Here is a 19,829-nt window from a genome sequence, read left to right on the forward strand (position 1 = left end):
TGGTACTGGAAGGTCTTCTCTAGCTTGTTGCCAAGCCGATCTGTCGAAGAGCGGGTGGTCTAGCCCTGGCGCTGCTTGTGGCGCAGGTTCTCGCAGATCACCATGACCCGGCCGTTACGGCGGATCACCTTGCACTTCTCGCAGATCTTCTTGACGCTCGGCTGAACCTTCACGGTGCGTCTGATCTCCTGTGTGTACGCCTGCGGCAGAGCACGAGGCATGCTGCAGACATGGTTCTCCCCGACCGTGCGGCCGGGGAAGCTCTTACTTGTAGCGGTAGACGATGCGCCCACGCGACAGGTCGTAGGGCGAGAGCTCTACGACAACCCGGTCCTCGGGCAGGATGCGAATGTAGTGCTGACGCATCTTGCCGCTGATGTGAGCCAGGACCTTGTGACCGTTCTCGAGCTCAATGCGAAACATCGCATTGGGCAGCGGCTCGATCACTCGACCCTCGACCTCGATGGCTCCGTCTTTCTTGGCCATATCCTCCGCGATCCGTGTTGTTCGGCGTGTGGTTGCATCGGTGTCCGTTACCGTGACGCTCGGCGTGCCCGGCTGCGGACAACCGCAGACCGGCGCGCAGGGCGCACCATCGATCTATGTTACGGGAACTTTCCCACCAGGGCCAAATGCCGACATACAGGAGGACAGCCGTGCGGGCGTTGGTTCAGCGGGTGACGGGTGCCGCCGTCGCGGTCGACGGTCGCGAGGTCGCCCGGATCTCACCCCCGGTCGGCGGTCACGGCCTGCTCGTGCTCGTCGGCGTGACCCACGACGACGACGCGGCCAAGGCCGCGACGCTGGCCCGGAAGGTGTGGACGATGCGGATCCTCGAGGACGAGAAGTCGGCGTCCGATCTGGCGGCCCCGATCCTCGTGGTCAGCCAGTTCACGCTCATGGCCGACACGCGCAAGAGCCGGCGCCCGTCGTGGTCGGCCGCCGCACCGCGCGCCGTGGCCGAACCGCTGGTGGACGAGTTCGCGTCGGCTCTGCGGGAGCTGGGCGCCGACGTGCAGACCGGCGTCTTCGGGGAGCACATGGAGGTGAGCCTGGTGAACGACGGCCCGGTCACTCTCCTGGTCGAGGTGTGAACCGGGGTCTGCGACCCGAGCGAATGTCTCGCTCGGCTCGTCGGGCAGCGAGCGAGACATTCGCTCGCCACCACCGCCGCACTACTCCGGACGCAGGGTGAGGATGCGGGGACCGTCCTCGGTCACCGCGACGGTGTGCTCCCAGTGCGCGGCGCGGCTGCCGTCGGTCGTGACGACGGTCCACTTGTCGTCGAGCACCTCGGTCTCGTAGGTACCGAGCGTCAGCATCGGTTCGATGGCGAGTACGGATCCCACCACGAGGCGCGGGCCCTTCCCGGGCTCGCCCTCGTTCGGCAGGAACGGATCCATGTGCATCTCGCGGCCGATGGCGTGCCCGCCGTATCCGTCGACGATGCCGTAGCGCCGGCCGTGCAACCGTTCGGCCTCGCGGGTGCCGGTCTCGATGGCGTGCGAGACGTCGGTGAGCCGGTTGTCCGGCAGCATCGCCGCGATGCCCGCCTCCATCGACAGCCGTGTCGCATCGCTGAGATCGACGTCGGGGGCGGCGAGTTCCCCGACGCCGAAGGTCCACGCCGAGTCGCCGTGCCAGCCGTCGAGGATCGCGCCGCAGTCGATCGACACGAGATCGCCCTCGGCGAGGATCTCCGTCGCCGAGGGGATTCCGTGCACCACGCGGTCGTTCACCGACGAGCAGATCGAGCCGGTGAACCCGTGGTAGCCCAGGAAGGAGGGGACGGCCCCCGCGTCACGGATGACCGCCTCCGCCACCTGGTCCAGTTCCAGGGTGCTCACGCCCGGCTTCGCCGCCTCGCGGACCGCCACGAGTGCGGCGCCGACCACAGCGCCCGCCGCCGCCATCGCATCGAGTTCACCGGCGGTGCGGAACGGAACCACCTTGCGCTTGCGCCCGAAACCCATCGTCTTGCTCCTGCGTCCTTACTTGCCGAGGGCCGCGAGGGCGCGGGCGTTGATCTCGTCGACCTCGCCGACGGCATCGACCGTGACGAGCGCGTCGGCGTAGTAGTCGAGCAGCGGCGCCGTCTCCTCGCGGTACACCCGGAGCCGATTGCGGATGACGTCCTCGGTGTCGTCGGCGCGGCCGCGAGCGAGCATCCGCTCGACCACGACGTCCTCGTCGATGTCGAAGGAGAGGACGCCGTCGAGCTTCGTGTCCAGGTCCTTCAGGATGGACTCGAGTTCACGAGCCTGTTCCACGCTCCGAGGGAAGCCGTCGAGCAGGAAGCCGTCGACGGCGTCGGGCTCGGCGAGACGGGCGCGCACCATGTTGTTGGTGATCTCGGCGGGTACGAGCTCGCCGGCGTCGATGTACTTCTTGGCTTCGACACCGAGCGGGGTGCCCTGCCCGATGTTGGCCCGGAACAGATCCCCGGTGGAGATCGCGGGGACGCCGAGCTTCTCCGACAGGATGGCGGCCTGCGTGCCCTTGCCGGCACCGGGCGGACCGAGGAGTACAAGTCTCACTTGAGGAACCCTTCGTAGTTGCGCTGCATGAGTTGACTTTCGATCTGCTTGACAGTGTCCAGCGCGACACTGACGAGAATGAGCACCGCGGCGCCACCGAAGATGCTGGTGGCGGTCTGGCTGCCCGAGAGGAAGAAGTTGGGCAGCGTCGCGATGAGACCCAGGTACAGCGAACCTGGCACCGTGATGCGGTTGAGGACGTAGCTGAGGTACTCGGCAGTCGGGCGTCCCGGCCGGATGCCCGGGATGAAGCCGCCGTACTTCTTCATTTCGTCGGCCCGTTCCTCCGGATTGAAGGTGATGGCGACGTAGAAGAAGACGAAGAAGACGATCAGCCCGAAGTAGATCGCGATGTAGACCGGGTTGTTCGGATTCACCAGGTACTCGTTGATGATCCGCTGCCACCAGCTCGGATCGGTGGCCGAGGTGGCTCCGGTCAGCTGGGCGATGAGGTTCGGCAGGTACAGCAGCGACGACGCGAAGATCACCGGGATGATGCCGGCCTGGTTCACCTTCAACGGCAGGTACGTCGAAGACCCGCCGTACATGCGCCGGCCCACCATGCGCTTGGCGTACTGCACCGGGATCCGGCGCTGGCCCTGCTCGACGAACACCACGCCGGTGATGACCACCAGCGCGACGACGAGGACGATCGTGAAGACCAGCCCGCCGCGGGACTCGAGGATGGTGCGGCCCTCGGACGGCAGCCGCGAGGCGATGCCGGCGAAGATCAGGATCGACATGCCGTTGCCGACGCCGCGCTCGGTGATGAGCTCACCGAACCACATGACGAGCGCCGCACCGGCCGTCATGACCAGCACGATCACGACCATGCCGAAGATGCTGTCGTCGGCGAGGATCGGTTCGGAACAGCCCTGCAACAGCTGCCCGCGCGCCGCGAGGGCGACGATGCCGGTGGACTGCAGCACGGCGAGCGCCACCGCGAGGTAGCGCGTGTACTGCGTCATCTTGGCCTGCCCCGCCTGGCCTTCCTTGCGCAACTCCTCGAAGCGCGGAATGACCACCGTCAGCAGCTGCACGATGATGCTTGCGGTGATGAACGGCATGATGCCGATCGCGAACACCGACAGCTGCAACAGGGCGCCGCCGGAGAACAGGTTGATCAGCGAGTAGATCCCGGCGGAGTCCCCGCCGCTGAGCTGATCGATGCAGGCACGCACGTTGCCGTAGTCGACGCCCGGAGACGGCAGCGTCGCGCCGAGGCGGTACAGGGCCACCAACCCGAGCGCGACGAGGATCTTCCGCCTCAGGTCCGGGGTCCTGAGGGCCGAGACGAAGGCGGAAAGCAAAGATCCTCCTGGCAGGGCGAAACGGGAGACTGTGGATCGACGCGCGGGGTCCGACGGTCGACAACTCTTGAACTCTAGCAGCGCGCCCGGAACCGGTGCCGTGGCGCCGGGTCGGGGCTGCTCGTCCCCGCGGCGACAGGATGCCGCCGTGCGGTGTCCGGCAGGGCGGGAACGCCGAACGGCCGCACTGCAACACGTGCTGCAGTGCGGCCGTTCGTGTGCTGTGCGTCACGCACGAGCGAACCGGTCAGGCCAGTTCGGTCGCGGTGCCGCCGGCAGCGGTGATCTTCTCCTTGGCGGAGCCGGAGAACTTGTTCGCGGTCACCTGCACGGCCACCGTGAGCTCGCCCTCGCCGAGGACCTTCACGAGCTGGTTCTTGCGAACCGCGCCCTTGGCGACGAGCTCGTCGACGCCGACCTGTCCACCCTCGGGGAAGAGACGGGCGATGTCGCCGACGTTGACGACCTGGTACTCGGTGCGGAAGGCGTTCTTGAAGCCCTTGAGCTTCGGCAGCCGCATGTGCAGCGGCATCTGGCCACCCTCGAAGGCCGCCGAGACGTTCTTGCGCGCCTTGGTGCCCTTCGTACCGCGACCGGCGGTCTTGCCCTTCGAACCCTCACCGCGTCCGACGCGGGTCTTGTCCGTCTTCGCGCCCGGAGCCGGGCGCAGGTGGTGCAGCTTGATTGTCACTTGGAGGCCTCCTCAGCAGTGACTTCCTCGACAACGACGAGGTGACGCACCACGTTGATCAAGCCGCGGTTCTGCGCATTGTCCTCGCGGACCACGGACTGGCGGATCTTCCGCAGACCGAGGGTGCGCAGGCTGTCGCGCTGGTTCGACTTGGTGCCGATGGTGCTCTTGACCTGAGTGATCTTCAGCTCTGCCATTACTTCACGCTCCCAGCGGCCTGTGCCCGGGCGCGCAGCATGCCCGCAGGTGCGACGTCCTCGAGGGCCAGACCGCGGCGAGCCGCGACTTCCTCGGGGCGCTGCAGCTGCTTGAGGGCGGCCACGGTGGCGTGCACGACGTTGATGGCGTTGTCGCTGCCGAGCGACTTCGACAGGATGTCGTGGATGCCCGCGCATTCGAGCACGGCACGCACCGCACCACCGGCGATCACACCGGTACCCGGCGAGGCGGGGCGCAGCATGACGACGCCGGCCGCGGCCTCACCCTGCACCGGGTGCGTGATCGTGGAGCCGATGAGCGGGACGCGGAAGAAGCCCTTGCGAGCCTCCTCGACACCCTTCTGGATGGCCGCGGGAACTTCCTTGGCCTTGCCGTAGCCGACGCCGACCAGGCCGTTGCCGTCGCCCACGATCACCAGTGCGGTGAAGCTGAAGCGACGGCCGCCCTTGACGACCTTCGACACACGGTTGATCGAGACGACACGCTCGATGTAGTTCGACTTCTCGGCGGCACCGCCGCCGCGCGAGTCGCGATCGCGGCGGTCGCGACCACCACGCTGGTCCCCGGTGTTGGGGCCATTCTGTCCGGCGGGGCCGTTGCCGCCGTCACGCCGCTGACGTCCCGGCATCAGGCGTTCCTTCCGTTCGAAGAGATGGTCATCAGAACTTCAACCCGCTTTCGCGAGCCGCGTCTGCGAGGGCCGCGATCCGGCCGCTGTAGGTGTGGCCGCCACGGTCGAAGACCACAGCCTCCACGCCGGCAGCCTTGGCCCGCTCGGCGATCAGCTGGCCGACCTTGGCGCCGCGCGCCTTCTTGTCGCCCTCGAGCGCACGCACGTCCGGCTCGACGGTCGAGGCCGCCGCCAGGGTGGTGCCCGTCAGGTCGTCGACCAGCTGGGCGTGAATGTGGCGCGAGGACCGGTTCACGACGAGACGGGGACGCTCGGCGGTGCCGGCGACCTTCTTGCGCAGACGGAAGTGCCGACGCTGCTTCGACAGCCGACGCCGGGTGGACGCGTCCTTGCCGAGCGGAATCCGCTTGGCCTTCTGGTTCTCGGTCTGGCTCATGATCACTTACCCGTCTTTCCGACCTTGCGGCGCACCTGCTCGCCCTCGTAGCGGATGCCCTTGCCCTTGTACGGGTCGGACTTGCGCAGCCGGCGGATGTTGGCCGCGATCTGGCCGACCTTCTGCTTGTCGATGCCCGAGATCGAGAACTTCGTCGGCGACTCGACCGCGAACGTGATGCCCTCGGGGGCCTCGATCGGGACCGGGTGGCTGTAGCCGAGCGAGAACTCGAGGTCCTTGCCCTTGAGCGCGACGCGGTAGCCGACGCCGTGGATCTCCATCTTCGTGGTGTACCCCTCGGTGACACCCACGATGAGGTTCTGCACGAGCGTGCGCGACAGACCGTGCAGCGCGCGGCTGCGACGCTCGTCGTTCGGACGGCTCACGTTGAGCGCGCCGTCGTCACCCTTGGCGATGGTGATCGGCTCGGCGATGGTCAGCGAGAGGTTGCCCTTGGGGCCCTTCACTGCGACGTCCTGGCCGTCGATGGTCACCTCGACGCCCGACGGGACGGTGACCGGAAGCTTTCCAATACGCGACATTGTGGTGGCCTCCCTTACCAGACGTAGGCGAGGACTTCCCCGCCCACTCCCTGCTTGGCCGCCTGGCGATCGGTGAGCAGGCCGGAGGACGTGGAGATGATCGCCACGCCGAGGCCGCCCAGGACCTTGGGCAGGTTGGTGGATTTCGCGTACACGCGCAGGCCGGGCTTCGACACGCGGCGCACACCGGCGAGGCTGCGCTCACGGGACGGGCCGTACTTGAGGTTGACGACGAGGGTCTTGCCCACCTCGGCATCCTCGGTGCGGAAGTCGGCGATGTAGCCCTCACGCTTGAGGATCTCGGCGATGTTCGCCTTGATCTTCGAGTGGGGAAGCTTCACCTCGTCGTGGTACGCCGTGTTGGCGTTACGCAGACGCGTCAAGAAGTCTGCGATGGGGTCGGTCATGGTCATGGCTGACCTGTTCACCTTTCTCGTTGCGGTTCCCATGCAACACCGGCAGCGGCGACGAACGTGTCGCCGGCGCGGACCGGCCGTGGGCCTACGACGAACTTGGTTTCATGCGGACCGGACGCGGTTGCGACCGGCCCCTGACAGGAGTGACGGTGGACGACCGTGCGGTCGCCCACCGTTCACGTCACCAGGAGCTCTTGTGAACTCCCGGAAGCTGACCGCGGTGTGCCATGTCACGCAGGCAGATGCGGCAGAGTCCGAACTTGCGGAAGACCGAGTGGGGGCGCCCGCAGCGCTGGCAGCGGGTGTAGGCGCGCACCGCGAACTTCGGCTTCTTGTTGGCCTTGTTGACCAGTGCCTTCTTAGCCATGGGCTCAGTTCTCCTTGAACGGGAAGCCGAGGTGCTTGAGCAGGGCACGGCCTTCTTCGTTGTTGGTGGCGGTCGTGACGACGGTGATGTCCATGCCGCGCGGGCGGTCGATCTTGTCCACGTCGATCTCGTGGAACATCGACTGCTCGTTCAGGCCGAACGTGTAGTTGCCGTTGCCGTCGAACTGGTTGCCGTTGAGGCCGCGGAAGTCCCGGATACGGGGCAGCGCGATGGAGACCAGGCGGTCCAGGAACTCCCACATGCGGTCGCCGCGCAGCGTGACGCGCGCGCCGATCGGCATGCCCTCACGCAGCTTGAACTGGGCGATCGACTTGCGGGCCTTGCGGATCTCCGGCTTCTGACCGGTGATCAGAGCCAGGTCGGCGACCGCGCCGTTGATCAGCTTCGCGTCGCGGGCGGCGTCACCGACACCCATGTTGACGACGACCTTCACGACGCCGGGGATCTGCATGACGTTCGCGTAGTCGAACTCCGCGTTCAGCGCGTCGCGGATCTCCTCGCGGTACCGGGTCTTCAGACGCGGTGTGGTCTTGTTCTCGGTGGTGGTCATGTCAGATGTCCTTCCCGTTCTTCCGGGAAATCCGAACGCGCTTGCCGGTTTCCTCGTCGGTCCGGTAGCCCACGCGGGTGGGGTTGCCGTCCGAGTCGACGACCGCAACGTTGGAAACGTGGATCGGGGCCTCCTGCGTCACGATGCCCCCGGAAGAGGCGCCGCGCTCGTTGGCCGAGACCGCCGTGTGCTTCTTGATTCGGTTCACGCCCTCGACGAGGACCCGGTTCTCCTTCGGGTAGGCCGCGATGACCTTGCCCTTGGCACCCTTGTCCTTGCCCGAGATGACGAGCACGGTGTCGCCCTTGTGCACCTTCATCACAGCACCTCCGGAGCGAGCGAGACGATCTTCATGAACCGCTTGTCGCGCAGCTCGCGGCCGACGGGGCCGAAGATGCGGGTGCCACGCGGGTCGTTGTCACCCTTGATGATGACGGCGGCGTTCTCGTCGAACTTGATGTACGAGCCGTCCGGCCGGCGGCGCTCCTTGGCGGTGCGCACGATCACGGCCTTGACGACGTCGCCGCGCTTGACGTTGCCACCGGGGATCGCGTCCTTCACGGTGGCGACGATGATGTCACCGATACCGGCGTAGCGACGGGACGAGCCACCGAGAACGCGGATGCAGAGGATCTCCTTGGCACCCGTGTTGTCGGCGACGCGCAGTCGCGACTCCTGCTGGATCACTTACTTCTCCTTGACCTGGATTGGTGTGTACGTCAGATTTCCGACCTGGACGCACGCGGTCGTCGGTCGCTCACGGCGCACGCGCGCAAGACACACGGGTCCCGTGAGGCAACCCGTCCAGGGTAGGCGATATACCTCATGCAGGGCAAATCCGCGAACTGTGAGGTCGCTCCCTACCCCGGACCCGGGCGTGTCGTCCGAGGGCGCCCTCGGAAAGACCGACGGCACCCACACCGCGCGCGAGGCGAGCGATGTGGGTGCCGTACTCGATCGTCGTCGACGATGCGAAAGAGGGCTTACTTGGCCTTCTCGAGCACCTCGACCAGACGCCACCGCTTGGTCGCGGACAGCGGACGGGTCTCCATCAGCTGCACGCGGTCGCCGATGCCGGCCACGCCGTTCTCGTCGTGTGCCTTCACCTTGGTGGTACGGCGGATGATCTTGCCGTACAGCGGGTGCTTCACCCGGTCCTCGAGCTCGACCACGATCGTCTTCTCCATCTTGTCGGAGACGACGTAGCCGATGCGGACCTTGCGGCTGCCGCGCTCTTCCTTCTGGGTCACTGCCTTTTCCTCACTCATGCCGCGTCACCCGCATCCGGGCCGGAGGCCAGGCCGAGCTCGCGCTCACGCAGCACCGTGTAGATGCGGGCGATCTCGTTGCGCACGACGCGCAGCCGGCGGTTGTTGTCCAGCTGGCCGGTGGCCATCTGGAAACGAAGGTTGAACAGCTCTTCCTTCGCCTCGCGGAGCTTGGTGACCAGCTCTTCCTCGGTCAGCTCGCGGAGCTCTGTGGCGGGGGTTCCGGTAGCCATCAGAACTGCTCCTCCCTCGTCACGATCCTGCACTTGCACGGGAGCTTGTGCATCGCGCGCCGGAGGGCTTCGCGGGCAATCTCCTCGTTCGGGTAGCTCATCTCGAACATCACCCGTCCGGGCTTGATGTTCGCGACCCACCACTCGGGCGAACCCTTACCGGAACCCATGCGGGTCTCGGCAGGCTTCTTGGTGAGGGGGCGATCCGGGAAGATGTTGATCCAGATCTTGCCGCCACGCTTGATGTGCCGGGTCATGGCGATACGAGCGGACTCGATCTGCCGGTTGGTGATGTAGGCCGGCTCGAGAGCCTGGATGCCGTAGTCACCGAAGGTCACCTGGGTCCCACCCTTGGCGGCACCCGAGCGGCTCGGGTGGTGCTGCTTGCGGTGCTTGACCCGCCGTGGGATCAACATGCGTCAGCCCTCCTGATTCTCGGTCGGAGCGGGTGCATCGGCGGAGGCGGCGCGGCCGGCGTCGGTGCTCGTCGCGGTGGTGCCCGAGGCACCGGAACGACGGGGACGGCTCGGACGCTCGCGACGGGGACGGTCGGCCGGGGCGGCGGCCGCAGCGGCCAGCTCACGACGGCCACCGACGATGTCGCCCTTGTAGATCCAGACCTTCACGCCGATGCGGCCGAAGGTGGTCTTCGCCTCGTACAGGCCGTAGTCGATGTCCGCACGCAGCGTGTGCAGCGGGACGCGGCCTTCACGGTAGAACTCCGAGCGGGACATCTCGGCGCCGCCGAGGCGGCCCGAGCACTGCACCCGGATGCCCTTGACGTTGGGCTGACGCATGGCCGACTGGATGGCCTTGCGCATCGCGCGACGGAACGCCACACGGTTCGAGAGCTGCTCGGCGACGCCCTGCGCCACCAGCTGGGCCTCGGACTCGGCGTTCTTGACCTCGAGGATGTTCAGCTGAACCTGCTTGCCGGTCAGCTTCTCGAGCTCGGCGCGGATGCGATCGGCCTCGGCGCCGCGGCGGCCGATGACGATGCCCGGACGCGCGGTGTGGATGTCCACACGCACACGGTCACGGGTGCGCTCGATCTCGACCTTGGCGATGCCGGCCCGTTCGAGGCCGGTGGCCAGGAACTTGCGGATCGCGACGTCTTCCTTCACGTACTCCGCGTACTGCTTGTCGGCGTACCAGCGCGACTTCCAGTCGGTGGTGATGCCCAGACGGAAGCCGTGCGGGTTGATCTTCTGGCCCACTACTGAGCTCCCTTCCGGCGGTTACGGTTTCCAGCAGACGCAGGCGCCTTGCTCTCGACGATCACGGTGATGTGGCTCGTCCGCTTGCGGATGCGGAATGCACGGCCCTGGGCACGCGGCTGGAACCGCTTGAGGGTCGCGCCCTCGTCGACGTACGCCGTGGCGACGACGAGCGTGCTCGGGTCGAGGTCCAGGTTGTTCTGCGCGTTCGCGGCGGCGCTCGCGATCACCTTGGCGACCGGCTCGGCCGCGGACTGCGGCGCGAACTTCAGGATCGACAGAGCCTCGTCCACGGTCTTGCCCCGGACGATGTCGACGACGCGACGCGCCTTCATCGGGGTCACACGCACGTGGCGCGCAACAGCCCGAGCGCTCTTGTTTGTGGTTTCAGTGCTCATCGACGCTTGCTCTTCCGGTCGTCCTTGATGTGGCCCTTGAACGTACGGGTCGGCGCGAACTCGCCGAGCTTGTGGCCGACCATCGACTCCGAGACGAACACCGGCACGTGCTTGCGACCGTCGTGGACGGCGAACGTGTGACCGATGAAGTCGGGCAGAATGGTGGAACGGCGCGACCAGGTCTTGATGACCTGCTTGGTGCCCTTTTCGTTCTGCGTATCGACCTTCGCCAGGAGGTGGTCGTCGACGAACGGGCCCTTCTTGAGGCTGCGTGGCATTCTCTAACTCCCTCCTTGACTAGCGCTTCTTGCCGGTACGGCGACGACGGACGATGAGCTTGTCGGACGCCTTGTTCTTGCGGGTGCGGCCCTCGGGCTTGCCCCACGGGCTGACCGGGTGGCGACCACCGGAGGTCTTGCCCTCACCACCGCCGTGCGGGTGGTCGACCGGGTTCATGACCACACCACGGACGGTCGGGCGCTTGCCCTTCCAGCGCATGCGGCCGGCCTTGCCCCAGTTGATGTTCGACTGCTCGGCGTTGCCGACCTCGCCGACGGTGGCGCGGCAGCGCACGTCGACGCGGCGGATCTCACCGGAGGGCATACGCAGGGTGGCGTAGGTGCCTTCCTTACCGAGCAGCTGGATGCTGGCGCCGGCGGAACGGGCCATCTTGGCGCCGCCGCCCGGACGCAGTTCCACCGCGTGGATGGTGGTACCGGTCGGGATGTTGCGCAGCGGCAGGTTGTTGCCGGGCTTGATGTCGGCCTGCGGGCCGGACTCGACCGGAGCACCCTGCACCAGGCCCTTGGGGGCGATGATGTAGCGCTTCTCGCCGTCCACGTAGTGCAGCAGGGCGATGCGGGCGGTGCGGTTGGGGTCGTACTCGATGTGAGCGACCTTGGCCGGGATGCCGTCCTTGTCGTTGCGGCGGAAGTCGATCAGGCGGTAGGCGCGCTTGTGTCCGCCACCCTTGTGCCGGGTGGTGATGCGGCCGTGCGCGTTACGGCCACCGCGGCCGTGCAGCGGGCGAACCAGCGACTTCTCGGGCGTCGAGCGGGTGATCTCGGCGAAGTCCGAGACACTCGCGCCACGCCGACCCGGGGTTGTCGGCTTGTACTTACGAATTGCCATGAGTCTTCTCGTCCTCTATCTCTCGAGTCCCGGCCGCCTAGGCGACCGGCCCTCCGAAGATCTCGATGGGCTTGCTGTCGGCCGACAGGGTCACGAGCGCGCGCTTGGTGTCCTTGCGCTTGCCGTAACCGAACCGGGTCCGCTTGCGCTTGCCCTGACGGTTGGCGGTGTTGACGCTGGTCACCTTGACGCCGAAGACCTTCTCGACGGCAATCTTGATCTGCGTCTTGTTCGAGTCCGGGTGCACCAGGAAGGTGTAGGTGCCCTCCTCCATCAGCCCGTAGGACTTCTCGGAGATGACCGGAGCCAGCAGGATGTCGCGCGGATCCGCGATCGTGCTCACTTGCTCTCCTCCTTCTCTGCCTGGGCGGACTCGGCCGGCCCGTGGATGAACGCGTTGAGCGCCTCGACGCTGAACACGACGTCGTCGCTGTAGAGCACGTCGTAGGTGTTCAGCTGATCCGGAGCGATCGCGTGCACGTTCTGCAGGTTCTGCACGCTCTTCCACGCCGCGAGATCCTCACGGCCGACGACGAGGAGCAGGTTCTTGCGATCGGTCAGCTCCGCGAGGAAGGTACGCGCGCCCTTGGTGGACGGCGCCTGCCCGGCGACGAGCTCGGTGATCACGTGGATGCGCTCGTTGCGAGCCCGGTCGGAGAGGGCGCCACGGAGGGCGGCAGCCTTCATCTTCTTGGGCGTGCGCTGGCTGTAGTCGCGCGGCTGCGGGCCGTGGACGGTGCCACCGCCGGCGAACTGCGGCGCGCGGGTCGAGCCCTGGCGGGCGCGGCCGGTGCCCTTCTGGCGGTACGGCTTCCTGCCACCGCCGCGGACCTCGCCGCGGGTCTTGGTGGCGTGCGTGCCCTGGCGAGCCGCGGCGAGCTGCGCGACGACCACCTGGTGCAGCAGCGCGATGTTCGCGGGGGCGTCGAAGATCTCGGAGGGGAGATCGACGGTGCCGTTGGTCTGGCCGCCGGGAGCCTTGACGTCGAGCGTCAGCTTGGTTGCGGTCTCGGTGCTGGTCATGCCCGTGCACCACCCTTCACTGCGGTCTTGACGATCACGACGCCGCCCTTGCGGCCCGGGATCGCACCCTTGATCAGCAGCAGGCCGTTCTCGGCGTCCACCTTGTGGACCGAGAGGTTCTGCGTCGTGACGCGGTCGCTACCCATGCGCCCGGACATGCGGGTTCCCTTGAACACGCGGCCCGGGGTGGCGCAGCCACCGATGGAGCCCGGACGACGGTGCACAGCCTGCGCACCGTGCGAGGCGCCCTGGCCGGCGAAGCCGTGACGCTTCATGGTGCCGGCGAAGCCCTTGCCCTTGGAGGTGCCGGTGACGTCGACGAATGCGCCGTCCTCGAAGACCTCGGCGGTGAGCTCCTGGCCGATCTCGATGCCGTCGGTGTCGTCGACACGCAGCTCGACGATGTGGCGACGAGGAGTGACGCCCGCCTTCGCGAACTGGCCGGCGACCGGCTTGGTGACCTTGCGCGGGTCGATCGCACCGTAGGCGAGCTGCACGGCGCTGTAGCCGTCGCGCTCCTCGGTACGGATCTGGGTGACCACGTTGGGTCCGGCCTTGACGACGGTGACCGGAACGACCCGGTTGTTCTCGTCGAAGACCTGGGTCATGCCGAGCTTGGTGCCCAGGATTCCCTTGATCTGGTTAGTCATGTGTTGTCTCCGCTGCGTCTTCTACAAGCTCGCTGGTCTCGAAAGTCACTGAATGTTGACGTCGACGCTCGCCGGGAGGTCGATGCGCATGAGCGCGTCGACGGTCTTGGGCGTCGGGTCGAGGATGTCGATCAGCCGCTTGTGAGTCCGCATCTCGAAGTGCTCGCGCGAGTCCTTGTACTTGTGCGGCGAGCGGATGACGCAGTACACGTTCTTTTCGGTGGGCAACGGCACCGGGCCGACCACGCGAGCGCCCGTACGGGTCACCGTCTCGACGATCTTGCGCGCAGATGCGTCGATCGCCTCATGGTCATAGGCCTTGAGCCTGATGCGGATCTTTTGTCCCGCCACGCTTATGTGTCCTTTTCTTGCCGCGTTTCGTAGCACCCGAGCGAATCGGGAACCACCTCGTCTGCACAGTTCCGCCCGAACGGCGACGACGAACAGCACTCTCCACACCTCGTGACCGGGCGCACCCGATCCGCATGCCGCTGTTCATCTGTCATTGTTCTCCGGCACACGCGGTCGGGCGTGTCGCCCTACCGCTCGCTCCGCAGCGCCGAACCGATGCTCGACACCACGGACCGACCTGCCGGATGTACCCGCACGGGTACAGGAAGGTACTGCTTCCGTCTTGCATGTGGCCGCGACCAGGCCGTCAGGCTCGATCCGCGACTGTCACTCGATCTTGTTCCGAGCCGCGGAAAACCGTGACCCGGTCAAGGCAACCCGACCAGTATGCAGGACCGCCCCGGCATTCTCAACTTCGCGTCGGCGGGACGGCCGTCACAATCCTCCGGTCGACAGGGTCGCCGGTGTCCGGACCGGCGCCGCCGCCCCGAGCGTATTGGTCGGATCGGGACCCGGGCCCGGCGCCGTCGGCGTGACCACCGGCAGCTCGCGCGGCGTCGGGGTCACACCCGGCACGTCGCGCCACACCGGCAGGGCCTCCTGCAGGGCCAGGCCCACCGAGATCAACCCGGACTCCTGCCACGGCAGCGCACCCAGCTGGACGCCGAACGGCAGCCCGGTCACCGCCGAGCGGCCGACGGGGAAAGAAACAGCCGGGGCGCCGGTGTAATTGGCCCACTGGACGTCGCCGGCCACCCCGGACAGCACGCTCAGACCCGCGAACGCATCGCGGGGACAGCCGTCGTCGAGCGCGCCCGGCAGGGCGATCACATCGAGCTCGTGGTCGCGGAACATGGCGTTGTACTGGTGCTGATAACGCAACCGGTCCCGCTCCAGCGAGAAGTAGTCGGCGACGGGCAGCGCCAGAGAGGCCACCGCGGCACTCACGAGCGGCGCGAGGTCGATGCGGTATTCACCGAGCCGGTCCACGAACTGCCGGTGATAGGCACCCATCTCCGCGGTGTCACCGGCCAGGAGCGACTCCGGCGGGTGGGGCATCGACACCGGAACGAGTTCGGCGCCCAGTGCGCGCGCCGTCGCGAGGAACTCGTCGAACAGGCGGCGCAGCTCCGGTGCCAGCCGGTCGGTCCCGCCGTGCGGCAGGCCGATACGGACGCCCGCGAGCGGGGTCGCCCCGGTGGGCGGCGCCAGCGGGTAACCGCCCTCGGGCACGCCGGGGCCACCGGCCGTGACCGGATCGTCCGTCTCCTCACCCGCGAGGACACCGAGCAGCAGCGAAGCGTCCGCGAGGCTGTGCCCGATGGGGCCGGGATGGTCCCTGGTCCACGTGAGCGGGATCATCCCGTGCGAGGTGACGCGCCCGTACGTCGGCTTGATCGCCGAGACGCCGCACGCGCTCGCCGGCAGCCGCAGCGAGCCGCCGGTGTCGCTCCCGACCGACAAGGGGGCGAAGCGGGCCGCAACCGCCGCGGCGCTGCCGCCCGACGAGCCGCCCGGGGAATACTGCGTGTTCCACGGGTTCGCCACCTGCGGGGTGACGACACCGATCGCGAACTCGTCGGTGTGCACGTGACCGAGCAGGACCGCCCCGGCGTCCCGCAGCCGGCGCCACACCCCCGAATCACCGGCGGCGACGTTGTCGCGGAGCACATTGCTCGACGCGGTCAGCGGAAGGCCCCCCACCGCGAACAGATCCTTGAGGGCGATCGGCAGTCCGCACAGCGGCGAGACGGGCTCACCGGACGCCCGGGCGGCGGTGAGCCGCGTGGCCGCCGCGTCGGCAGCGGCATAGGCGAGGTCCGGATAGAGGTGGATCCATGCGCCGACACCGCCGTCGTGGTCCCGGCTACGACGCAGGTACGCATCGAGCAGTTCGCGTGGGTGCAACTGTCCGGCCTGCAGCAGACTGGCCGCTTCGATCGCACTCAACATGGCCGGATCGGTGGCCGGGACGGTCGCCGGGTCGGGAAGGCGAGAGGCCGGGCGGGCGGCGGCGCGCGCGGCGGGGAGGAGGCCGAGCCCGACGACGCCGCCGGCAGCGGTGCCGAGGAATCGACGCCGGGACGTTCGGGAACTCACCCGGTCGAGGCTAGTGTCGGCGCCGTATGCCTGCAGGACGAGCGCACCGAGCCACCCTCCCCCACGACGCATGAGCGGTGCGCGATAATCCGTCGAACGGAACCGGCCGATGTACCGGAACGCAGGACTGTAGGGAGTGCCGATGACATCTTCTGCCCAGTCCCGGGCGTCCGGGGGGCGGCCGCTGCGGCGCAGGCCACAGCTGTCGGACGACGTGGCGGTGCACGTCCGCAACCTCATCATGTCCGGTGGGGTCCGGCCCGGTGACTTCATCCGGCTGGACGAGACCGCCGCCGAACTCGGTGTGAGCGTCACCCCCGTTCGTGAGGCATTGCTCACACTGCGGGGTGAAGGCCTCGTCGAGCTCGTCCCCCACCGTGGCTACGTCGTCGCTCCGTTGAGCCGGGGCGACATCGACGACCTGTTCTGGTTGCAGGGACAGATCGCGGAAGAGCTCGCGCGCCGGGCGGCGGCGGCGATCACCCCGGAGACCGTCGCGGAACTGTCGGACCTCAACGAACGTCTCGCCGAGGCGGTGCGCAGCGGCGACGGGGCGCGGATCGAGGACCTCGAGTTCGCGTTCCACCGCACCCTCAACCGCGCGACCGGCGCGCGGAAGCTGTCGTGGTTCCTGCTCAACGCCACCCGCTACACCCCGGTGCACTTCTATTCGTCCGATCCCGCCTGGGGCGCTGCCGCCGTCGCCTCGCACCGCCGCCTGATCGACGCGCTCGGCCGCGCAGACGCCGATTCCGCAGGTGAGGAGACCCGCCGGCACTTCACCGACGGGGCCCGGCGCCTGGTCCGGCACCTGGACGAGATCGGTATCTGGAGCTGACGCGGCCGCCGCGCGGCACTCGCAGCCCGCTCGGACCGCGCCGGGCGGCCGGTAACATCGCGGCGTGGCGGCGGGATCTACTCGTCGACGGGTCCGCGAGCGGCCGACCGAGAGTTCCACGGCGGAGAGTGATGCTGAGATACCACGACGAAGCGGTCCTCGTCGACGACCTGCACAAGTCGTTCGGCGACGTCCATGCCCTCAAGGGCATCACGTTCTCCGCCCCGCGCGGTTCGGTCCTCGGCATTCTCGGCCCCAACGGCGCCGGCAAGACCACGACGGTGAAGATCCTCTCCACGCTGCTGCGCCCGACGAGCGGGCGCGCGGTGATCGCGGGGCACGACGTGGTCGCCGACCCGGCCGCCGTACGGCGCTCGATCATGATGACCGGGCAGTACGCCGCCCTCGACGAGACGCTGTCGGGCCGGGAGAACCTGATCCTGTTCGGCCGCCTCATGGGTCTCGACCGCGCGGCCGCCCGCCAGCGCGCCGACAATCTGCTCCGCGAATTCGACCTGGTCGACGCCGGCAAACGCGCGGTGCGGCACTACTCCGGCGGCATGCGCCGCCGCGTCGACATCGCCTGCGGTCTCGTCGTGCGCCCCGAGGTGGTGTTCCTCGACGAACCGACCACCGGTCTCGATCCGCGGAGTCGGCAGGGTGTCTGGTCTCTCGTGGGCGCGCTCAAGAAGCAGGGCATCACGGTGTTGCTGACGACGCAGTATCTCGAAGAGGCCGACCTGCTCAGCGACAACATCATCGTCATCGACCGGGGCACCGTCGTCGCCGAGGGCACCGCCAACCAGCTCAAGGCCTCGACCGGCGGCAGCTACTGCGAGATCGTCCCGGCCGATCCGAAGGCCCTGCCGTGGGTCGTGCATGCGCTCGGCAACCTCGTCCCGGGCGACGTCCGGGCGGAACTGGCCGGGTCCGAATCCAACGACCGGGTCTCCATCCCGGCGCCGCACGGTCCGGCGACGCTCGCCGAGGCCCTGCGCCGGCTGGCACCCACCCGGATCGAGCTGGCCGACATCGGTCTGCGCCGGCCGTCGCTCGACGACGTGTTCCTCAGCCTCACCGGCCACACGGCGGGCGCCGACGCCCCGGAACCGACGACGGGAGGGCAGGCGTGACCGTGCACACCAAGAGCATCAGCGCCCAGCGGGTGCGGCACGACGCGAAGATCACCCTCCCGGAGAAGCGGGTCGGTTCGCACCGGCGGGCCGACCCGACGGTGCTCAACCAGTGGAGTGCGCTCACGATGCGCACGGTCCGCACCATGGCGCGGTACGGCGAACTCGTCGTTGCGGCGATCACCCCGGTGGTGTTCGGCCTCGGCTTCTACCTGCCCCTGAAGTTCGTCATGTCGCTGCAGGGCATCGACTACGCGCAGTACCTGATGCCGATCATCGTCCTGCAGGCGATGGCGTTCACCGCCATCTCGGCGGCGCAGCTGTCCTCGGGTGAGGCGATGACGGGCCTGACGAGCCGGTTGCAGACCATGCCCGTGTTCAGCGCGGTCCCGCTGCTCTCCCGGATGTCGAGCGCGATGTTGCGGTCCGTCGTGTCCCTGGCCGGGGCGCTGTTGTTCGGATACGCGATCGGGTTCCGATTCTCGGCCGGGTTCGGACAGGCGGTCCTGTTCTGTGTCACCGCCCTGGCGATCAGTCTCGTCCTGGCGCTGGGCGCCGACGCGATCGGCACGCTGTCGAAGAGTCCCGAGGCCACCGCGCAGGCCCTGACGCTGCCGCAGCTGATCCTCGGCATGCTCTCGTGCGGCTTCGTCCCGGAGGAGGGCTTCCCCGAGTGGATCCGGCCGTTCGTCCGCAACCAGCCCATCTCGCAGTTCTCGTTCGCCATGCAGGACATGGCCGAGGGTGGCGTCACCTGGCAGGTCCTCTTCCCCACCGTGGCCTGGTGCGCGGGTCTCGCGCTCGTGTTCGCGCCACTGGCCGTATGGGCCAGCACGAGGCGGGGGTGATTCGCAGGTGACCGGAACGCCCGACGCCCGGCCCGTCGACGCCGACGGCGCCGCATTCGCCTTTCTGGACCCCACGCGCGCCCATCCGGAGCGGTCGTCGGCGGCGCTGTGGGAGCACAGCCGAATCCAGTGCGGGCGCCTGCTGCTGCGCTGGGCGCGCGATCCCGCGACGATGATCCAGGCGCTGCTCTACCCCGCGCTGACCCTGCTGATGTTCCGGGTCGTGCTCGGCAACACCGTCACCGCCGCGACCGGTCAGCCCGCGATCTACGGCACGGTCCCGATGATCATCCTGGTCGGTGCCATGTTCGGCTCGGTGGTCAGCGCGGTGGGTCTGCGTACGGAGCGGCAGACGGGCCTGCTCGGCCGCTTCCACACCCTGCCGATCCACCGGGCTGCCGGGCTGTTGGGCCGGATGTTCGCCGAGGCGGTCCGGGTGCTGGCCACCACGATCGTCATCCTGGCGGCCGGGGTGGCTCTGGGGTTCCGGTTCACGCAGGGCTATCTCGCCGTGCTCGGGATTCTGGTGATCCCGATCCTCTTCGGGATCGGGTTCGCCCTCATGGTCACCGTCCTCGCCACCATGTCGAGCAAGCTGCCCCTCGTGGAACTGGTGTCGATCGGGTGCACCCTGCTGATGTTCTTCAACTCCGGGTTCGTCCCGGTGATGGCCTACCCGAGGTGGCTGCAACCGATCGTGGAGAACCAGCCGATGTCGTGTGCGATCGACGCGATGAAGGCACTGGCGATGGGCGGTCCGCTCGCCGAACCGCTGGTCAAGACACTGCTGTGGGTCTTCCTCGCCGTCGCCGTGTTCACGGTGCCGGCCATCCGGGGCTATCGGCGCGCGGCCGAGGAGGGCTGATCGCGGCGACCCCGGGCGGCCGTCCCCGGCTGTTATCCTGTGCGCCGACCGCGG

The 19,829-nt window shown here is 68.0% G+C and carries 32 protein-coding genes; 5 read left to right on the forward strand and 27 right to left on the reverse strand.

Annotated elements, in window-relative coordinates; genetic code table 11:
- Nucleotides 1-59 precede the first annotated feature (59 nt).
- Together rpmJ and infA are read right to left on the reverse strand one after the other, a co-directional pair.
- A complete protein-coding gene (gene rpmJ, locus AC2IPW_RS16985; RefSeq protein ID WP_003938068.1) occupies nt 60-173 on the reverse strand; it encodes a 50S ribosomal protein L36 in 114 nt (37 codons plus the stop codon).
- A 91-nt stretch (nt 174-264) separates the two neighbouring features.
- On the reverse strand, nt 265-486 hold the full coding sequence (gene infA, locus AC2IPW_RS16990) for a translation initiation factor IF-1 (RefSeq protein WP_003886926.1): 222 nt from the start codon (nt 484-486) through the stop codon (nt 265-267).
- A 170-nt stretch (nt 487-656) separates the two neighbouring features.
- Here infA and dtd point away from each other — a divergent pair, with 170 nt between their 5' ends.
- Nucleotides 657-1,094, forward strand: a complete 438-nt coding sequence (gene dtd / locus AC2IPW_RS16995) for a D-aminoacyl-tRNA deacylase (protein ID WP_003938069.1) — start codon at nt 657-659, stop codon at nt 1,092-1,094.
- Between the two features lie 81 nt (nt 1,095-1,175).
- Here the strand turns inward: dtd and map are convergent, their stop codons facing one another.
- The 25 genes from map to AC2IPW_RS17120 all read right to left on the reverse strand — a co-directional run bounded on the left by map (nt 1,176) and on the right by AC2IPW_RS17120 (nt 16,091).
- Nucleotides 1,176-1,973 carry a type I methionyl aminopeptidase gene (map, locus tag AC2IPW_RS17000; protein ID WP_486375243.1) on the reverse strand — a complete coding sequence of 266 codons (798 nt, stop codon included), beginning with the start codon at nt 1,971-1,973 and terminating at the stop codon, nt 1,176-1,178.
- An 18-nt stretch (nt 1,974-1,991) separates the two neighbouring features.
- The gene (locus AC2IPW_RS17005) at nt 1,992-2,537 is read right to left on the reverse strand and encodes an adenylate kinase (protein ID WP_003938071.1); all 546 of its coding nucleotides are present in this window, start codon (nt 2,535-2,537) and stop codon (nt 1,992-1,994) included.
- A complete protein-coding gene (gene secY, locus AC2IPW_RS17010) occupies nt 2,534-3,847 on the reverse strand; it encodes a preprotein translocase subunit SecY (protein ID WP_003938072.1) in 1,314 nt (437 codons plus the stop codon). The genes AC2IPW_RS17005 and secY overlap by 4 nt, the downstream gene beginning before the upstream one ends.
- A 247-nt stretch (nt 3,848-4,094) precedes the next feature.
- The gene (rplO, locus tag AC2IPW_RS17015) at nt 4,095-4,538 is read right to left on the reverse strand and encodes a 50S ribosomal protein L15 (protein ID WP_003938073.1); all 444 of its coding nucleotides are present in this window, start codon (nt 4,536-4,538) and stop codon (nt 4,095-4,097) included.
- On the reverse strand, nt 4,535-4,735 hold the full coding sequence (rpmD, locus tag AC2IPW_RS17020; RefSeq protein ID WP_003938074.1) for a 50S ribosomal protein L30: 201 nt from the start codon (nt 4,733-4,735) through the stop codon (nt 4,535-4,537). The genes rplO and rpmD overlap by 4 nt, the downstream gene beginning before the upstream one ends.
- Nucleotides 4,735-5,385, reverse strand: coding sequence for a 30S ribosomal protein S5 (gene rpsE, locus AC2IPW_RS17025; protein ID WP_003938075.1), 651 nt, complete (start codon nt 5,383-5,385; stop codon nt 4,735-4,737). The genes rpmD and rpsE overlap by 1 nt, the downstream gene beginning before the upstream one ends.
- Before the next feature lie 31 nt (nt 5,386-5,416).
- Nucleotides 5,417-5,824, reverse strand: coding sequence for a 50S ribosomal protein L18 (gene rplR, locus AC2IPW_RS17030; RefSeq protein ID WP_054371930.1), 408 nt, complete (start codon nt 5,822-5,824; stop codon nt 5,417-5,419).
- Between the two features lie 2 nt (nt 5,825-5,826).
- Nucleotides 5,827-6,366 (reverse strand): 50S ribosomal protein L6, encoded by a 540-nt coding sequence (gene rplF / locus AC2IPW_RS17035; protein WP_003938077.1) that lies wholly within the window; start codon nt 6,364-6,366, stop codon nt 5,827-5,829.
- Nucleotides 6,367-6,380: 14 nt separating this feature from the next.
- Nucleotides 6,381-6,779, reverse strand: coding sequence for a 30S ribosomal protein S8 (rpsH, locus tag AC2IPW_RS17040; RefSeq protein WP_003938078.1), 399 nt, complete (start codon nt 6,777-6,779; stop codon nt 6,381-6,383).
- 184 nt (nt 6,780-6,963) lie between these two features.
- A complete protein-coding gene (locus tag AC2IPW_RS17045; protein ID WP_003938079.1) occupies nt 6,964-7,149 on the reverse strand; it encodes a type Z 30S ribosomal protein S14 in 186 nt (61 codons plus the stop codon).
- 4 nt (nt 7,150-7,153) lie between these two features.
- A complete protein-coding gene (gene rplE, locus AC2IPW_RS17050; protein ID WP_003938080.1) occupies nt 7,154-7,720 on the reverse strand; it encodes a 50S ribosomal protein L5 in 567 nt (188 codons plus the stop codon).
- Between the two features lies 1 nt (nt 7,721).
- Entirely contained in the window at nt 7,722-8,039 is a 318-nt protein-coding gene (gene rplX / locus AC2IPW_RS17055; RefSeq protein WP_003938081.1) for a 50S ribosomal protein L24, read from the reverse strand.
- The gene (gene rplN, locus AC2IPW_RS17060; protein ID WP_003938082.1) at nt 8,039-8,407 is read right to left on the reverse strand and encodes a 50S ribosomal protein L14; all 369 of its coding nucleotides are present in this window, start codon (nt 8,405-8,407) and stop codon (nt 8,039-8,041) included. The genes rplX and rplN overlap by 1 nt, the downstream gene beginning before the upstream one ends.
- Before the next feature lie 296 nt (nt 8,408-8,703).
- Entirely contained in the window at nt 8,704-8,988 is a 285-nt protein-coding gene (gene rpsQ / locus AC2IPW_RS17065) for a 30S ribosomal protein S17 (protein ID WP_040783378.1), read from the reverse strand.
- Nucleotides 8,985-9,221 carry a 50S ribosomal protein L29 gene (gene rpmC / locus AC2IPW_RS17070; RefSeq protein WP_003938084.1) on the reverse strand — a complete coding sequence of 79 codons (237 nt, stop codon included), beginning with the start codon at nt 9,219-9,221 and terminating at the stop codon, nt 8,985-8,987. Before rpmC ends, rpsQ begins: the two co-directional genes overlap by 4 nt.
- Nucleotides 9,221-9,637: a 50S ribosomal protein L16 gene (rplP, locus tag AC2IPW_RS17075; protein WP_003938085.1), complete on the reverse strand. Its 417-nt coding sequence runs from the start codon at nt 9,635-9,637 to the stop codon at nt 9,221-9,223. The genes rpmC and rplP overlap by 1 nt, the downstream gene beginning before the upstream one ends.
- A gap of 3 nt (nt 9,638-9,640) precedes the next feature.
- Nucleotides 9,641-10,438, reverse strand: coding sequence for a 30S ribosomal protein S3 (rpsC, locus tag AC2IPW_RS17080; protein ID WP_003938086.1), 798 nt, complete (start codon nt 10,436-10,438; stop codon nt 9,641-9,643).
- Nucleotides 10,438-10,836, reverse strand: a complete 399-nt coding sequence (gene rplV, locus AC2IPW_RS17085; protein WP_026137933.1) for a 50S ribosomal protein L22 — start codon at nt 10,834-10,836, stop codon at nt 10,438-10,440. Before rplV ends, rpsC begins: the two co-directional genes overlap by 1 nt.
- Entirely contained in the window at nt 10,833-11,114 is a 282-nt protein-coding gene (rpsS, locus tag AC2IPW_RS17090) for a 30S ribosomal protein S19 (protein ID WP_003938088.1), read from the reverse strand. The genes rplV and rpsS overlap by 4 nt, the downstream gene beginning before the upstream one ends.
- Before the next feature lie 19 nt (nt 11,115-11,133).
- Nucleotides 11,134-11,967 (reverse strand): 50S ribosomal protein L2, encoded by an 834-nt coding sequence (gene rplB, locus AC2IPW_RS17095; protein ID WP_003938089.1) that lies wholly within the window; start codon nt 11,965-11,967, stop codon nt 11,134-11,136.
- 37 nt (nt 11,968-12,004) lie between these two features.
- Nucleotides 12,005-12,310 carry a 50S ribosomal protein L23 gene (gene rplW, locus AC2IPW_RS17100; protein WP_003938090.1) on the reverse strand — a complete coding sequence of 102 codons (306 nt, stop codon included), beginning with the start codon at nt 12,308-12,310 and terminating at the stop codon, nt 12,005-12,007.
- Nucleotides 12,307-12,990, reverse strand: a complete 684-nt coding sequence (rplD, locus tag AC2IPW_RS17105; RefSeq protein WP_486375244.1) for a 50S ribosomal protein L4 — start codon at nt 12,988-12,990, stop codon at nt 12,307-12,309. The genes rplW and rplD overlap by 4 nt, the downstream gene beginning before the upstream one ends.
- Nucleotides 12,987-13,640, reverse strand: coding sequence for a 50S ribosomal protein L3 (gene rplC / locus AC2IPW_RS17110; RefSeq protein WP_003938092.1), 654 nt, complete (start codon nt 13,638-13,640; stop codon nt 12,987-12,989). The genes rplD and rplC overlap by 4 nt, the downstream gene beginning before the upstream one ends.
- 45 nt (nt 13,641-13,685) lie before the next feature.
- Nucleotides 13,686-13,991, reverse strand: a complete 306-nt coding sequence (gene rpsJ, locus AC2IPW_RS17115; RefSeq protein WP_003938093.1) for a 30S ribosomal protein S10 — start codon at nt 13,989-13,991, stop codon at nt 13,686-13,688.
- 435 nt (nt 13,992-14,426) lie between these two features.
- Nucleotides 14,427-16,091, reverse strand: a complete 1,665-nt coding sequence (locus AC2IPW_RS17120) for an amidase (protein WP_486375245.1) — start codon at nt 16,089-16,091, stop codon at nt 14,427-14,429.
- A gap of 142 nt (nt 16,092-16,233) precedes the next feature.
- On the opposite strand from AC2IPW_RS17120, the gene AC2IPW_RS17125 reads away from it, so the two are divergent.
- From AC2IPW_RS17125 to AC2IPW_RS17140, 4 genes are all read left to right on the forward strand, one after another.
- Nucleotides 16,234-16,929 (forward strand): GntR family transcriptional regulator, encoded by a 696-nt coding sequence (locus AC2IPW_RS17125; protein ID WP_054371918.1) that lies wholly within the window; start codon nt 16,234-16,236, stop codon nt 16,927-16,929.
- A 131-nt stretch (nt 16,930-17,060) separates the two neighbouring features.
- Nucleotides 17,061-18,062, forward strand: coding sequence for an ATP-binding cassette domain-containing protein (locus tag AC2IPW_RS17130; RefSeq protein WP_289379211.1), 1,002 nt, complete (start codon nt 17,061-17,063; stop codon nt 18,060-18,062).
- On the forward strand, nt 18,059-18,910 hold the full coding sequence (locus tag AC2IPW_RS17135) for an ABC transporter permease (protein WP_003938097.1): 852 nt from the start codon (nt 18,059-18,061) through the stop codon (nt 18,908-18,910). Before AC2IPW_RS17130 ends, AC2IPW_RS17135 begins: the two co-directional genes overlap by 4 nt.
- Before the next feature lie 7 nt (nt 18,911-18,917).
- Nucleotides 18,918-19,775: an ABC transporter permease gene (locus tag AC2IPW_RS17140; protein WP_450120275.1), complete on the forward strand. Its 858-nt coding sequence runs from the start codon at nt 18,918-18,920 to the stop codon at nt 19,773-19,775.
- Nucleotides 19,776-19,829 lie beyond the last annotated feature (54 nt).

This window comes from Rhodococcus sp. NS-SX18, assembly GCF_057367935.1.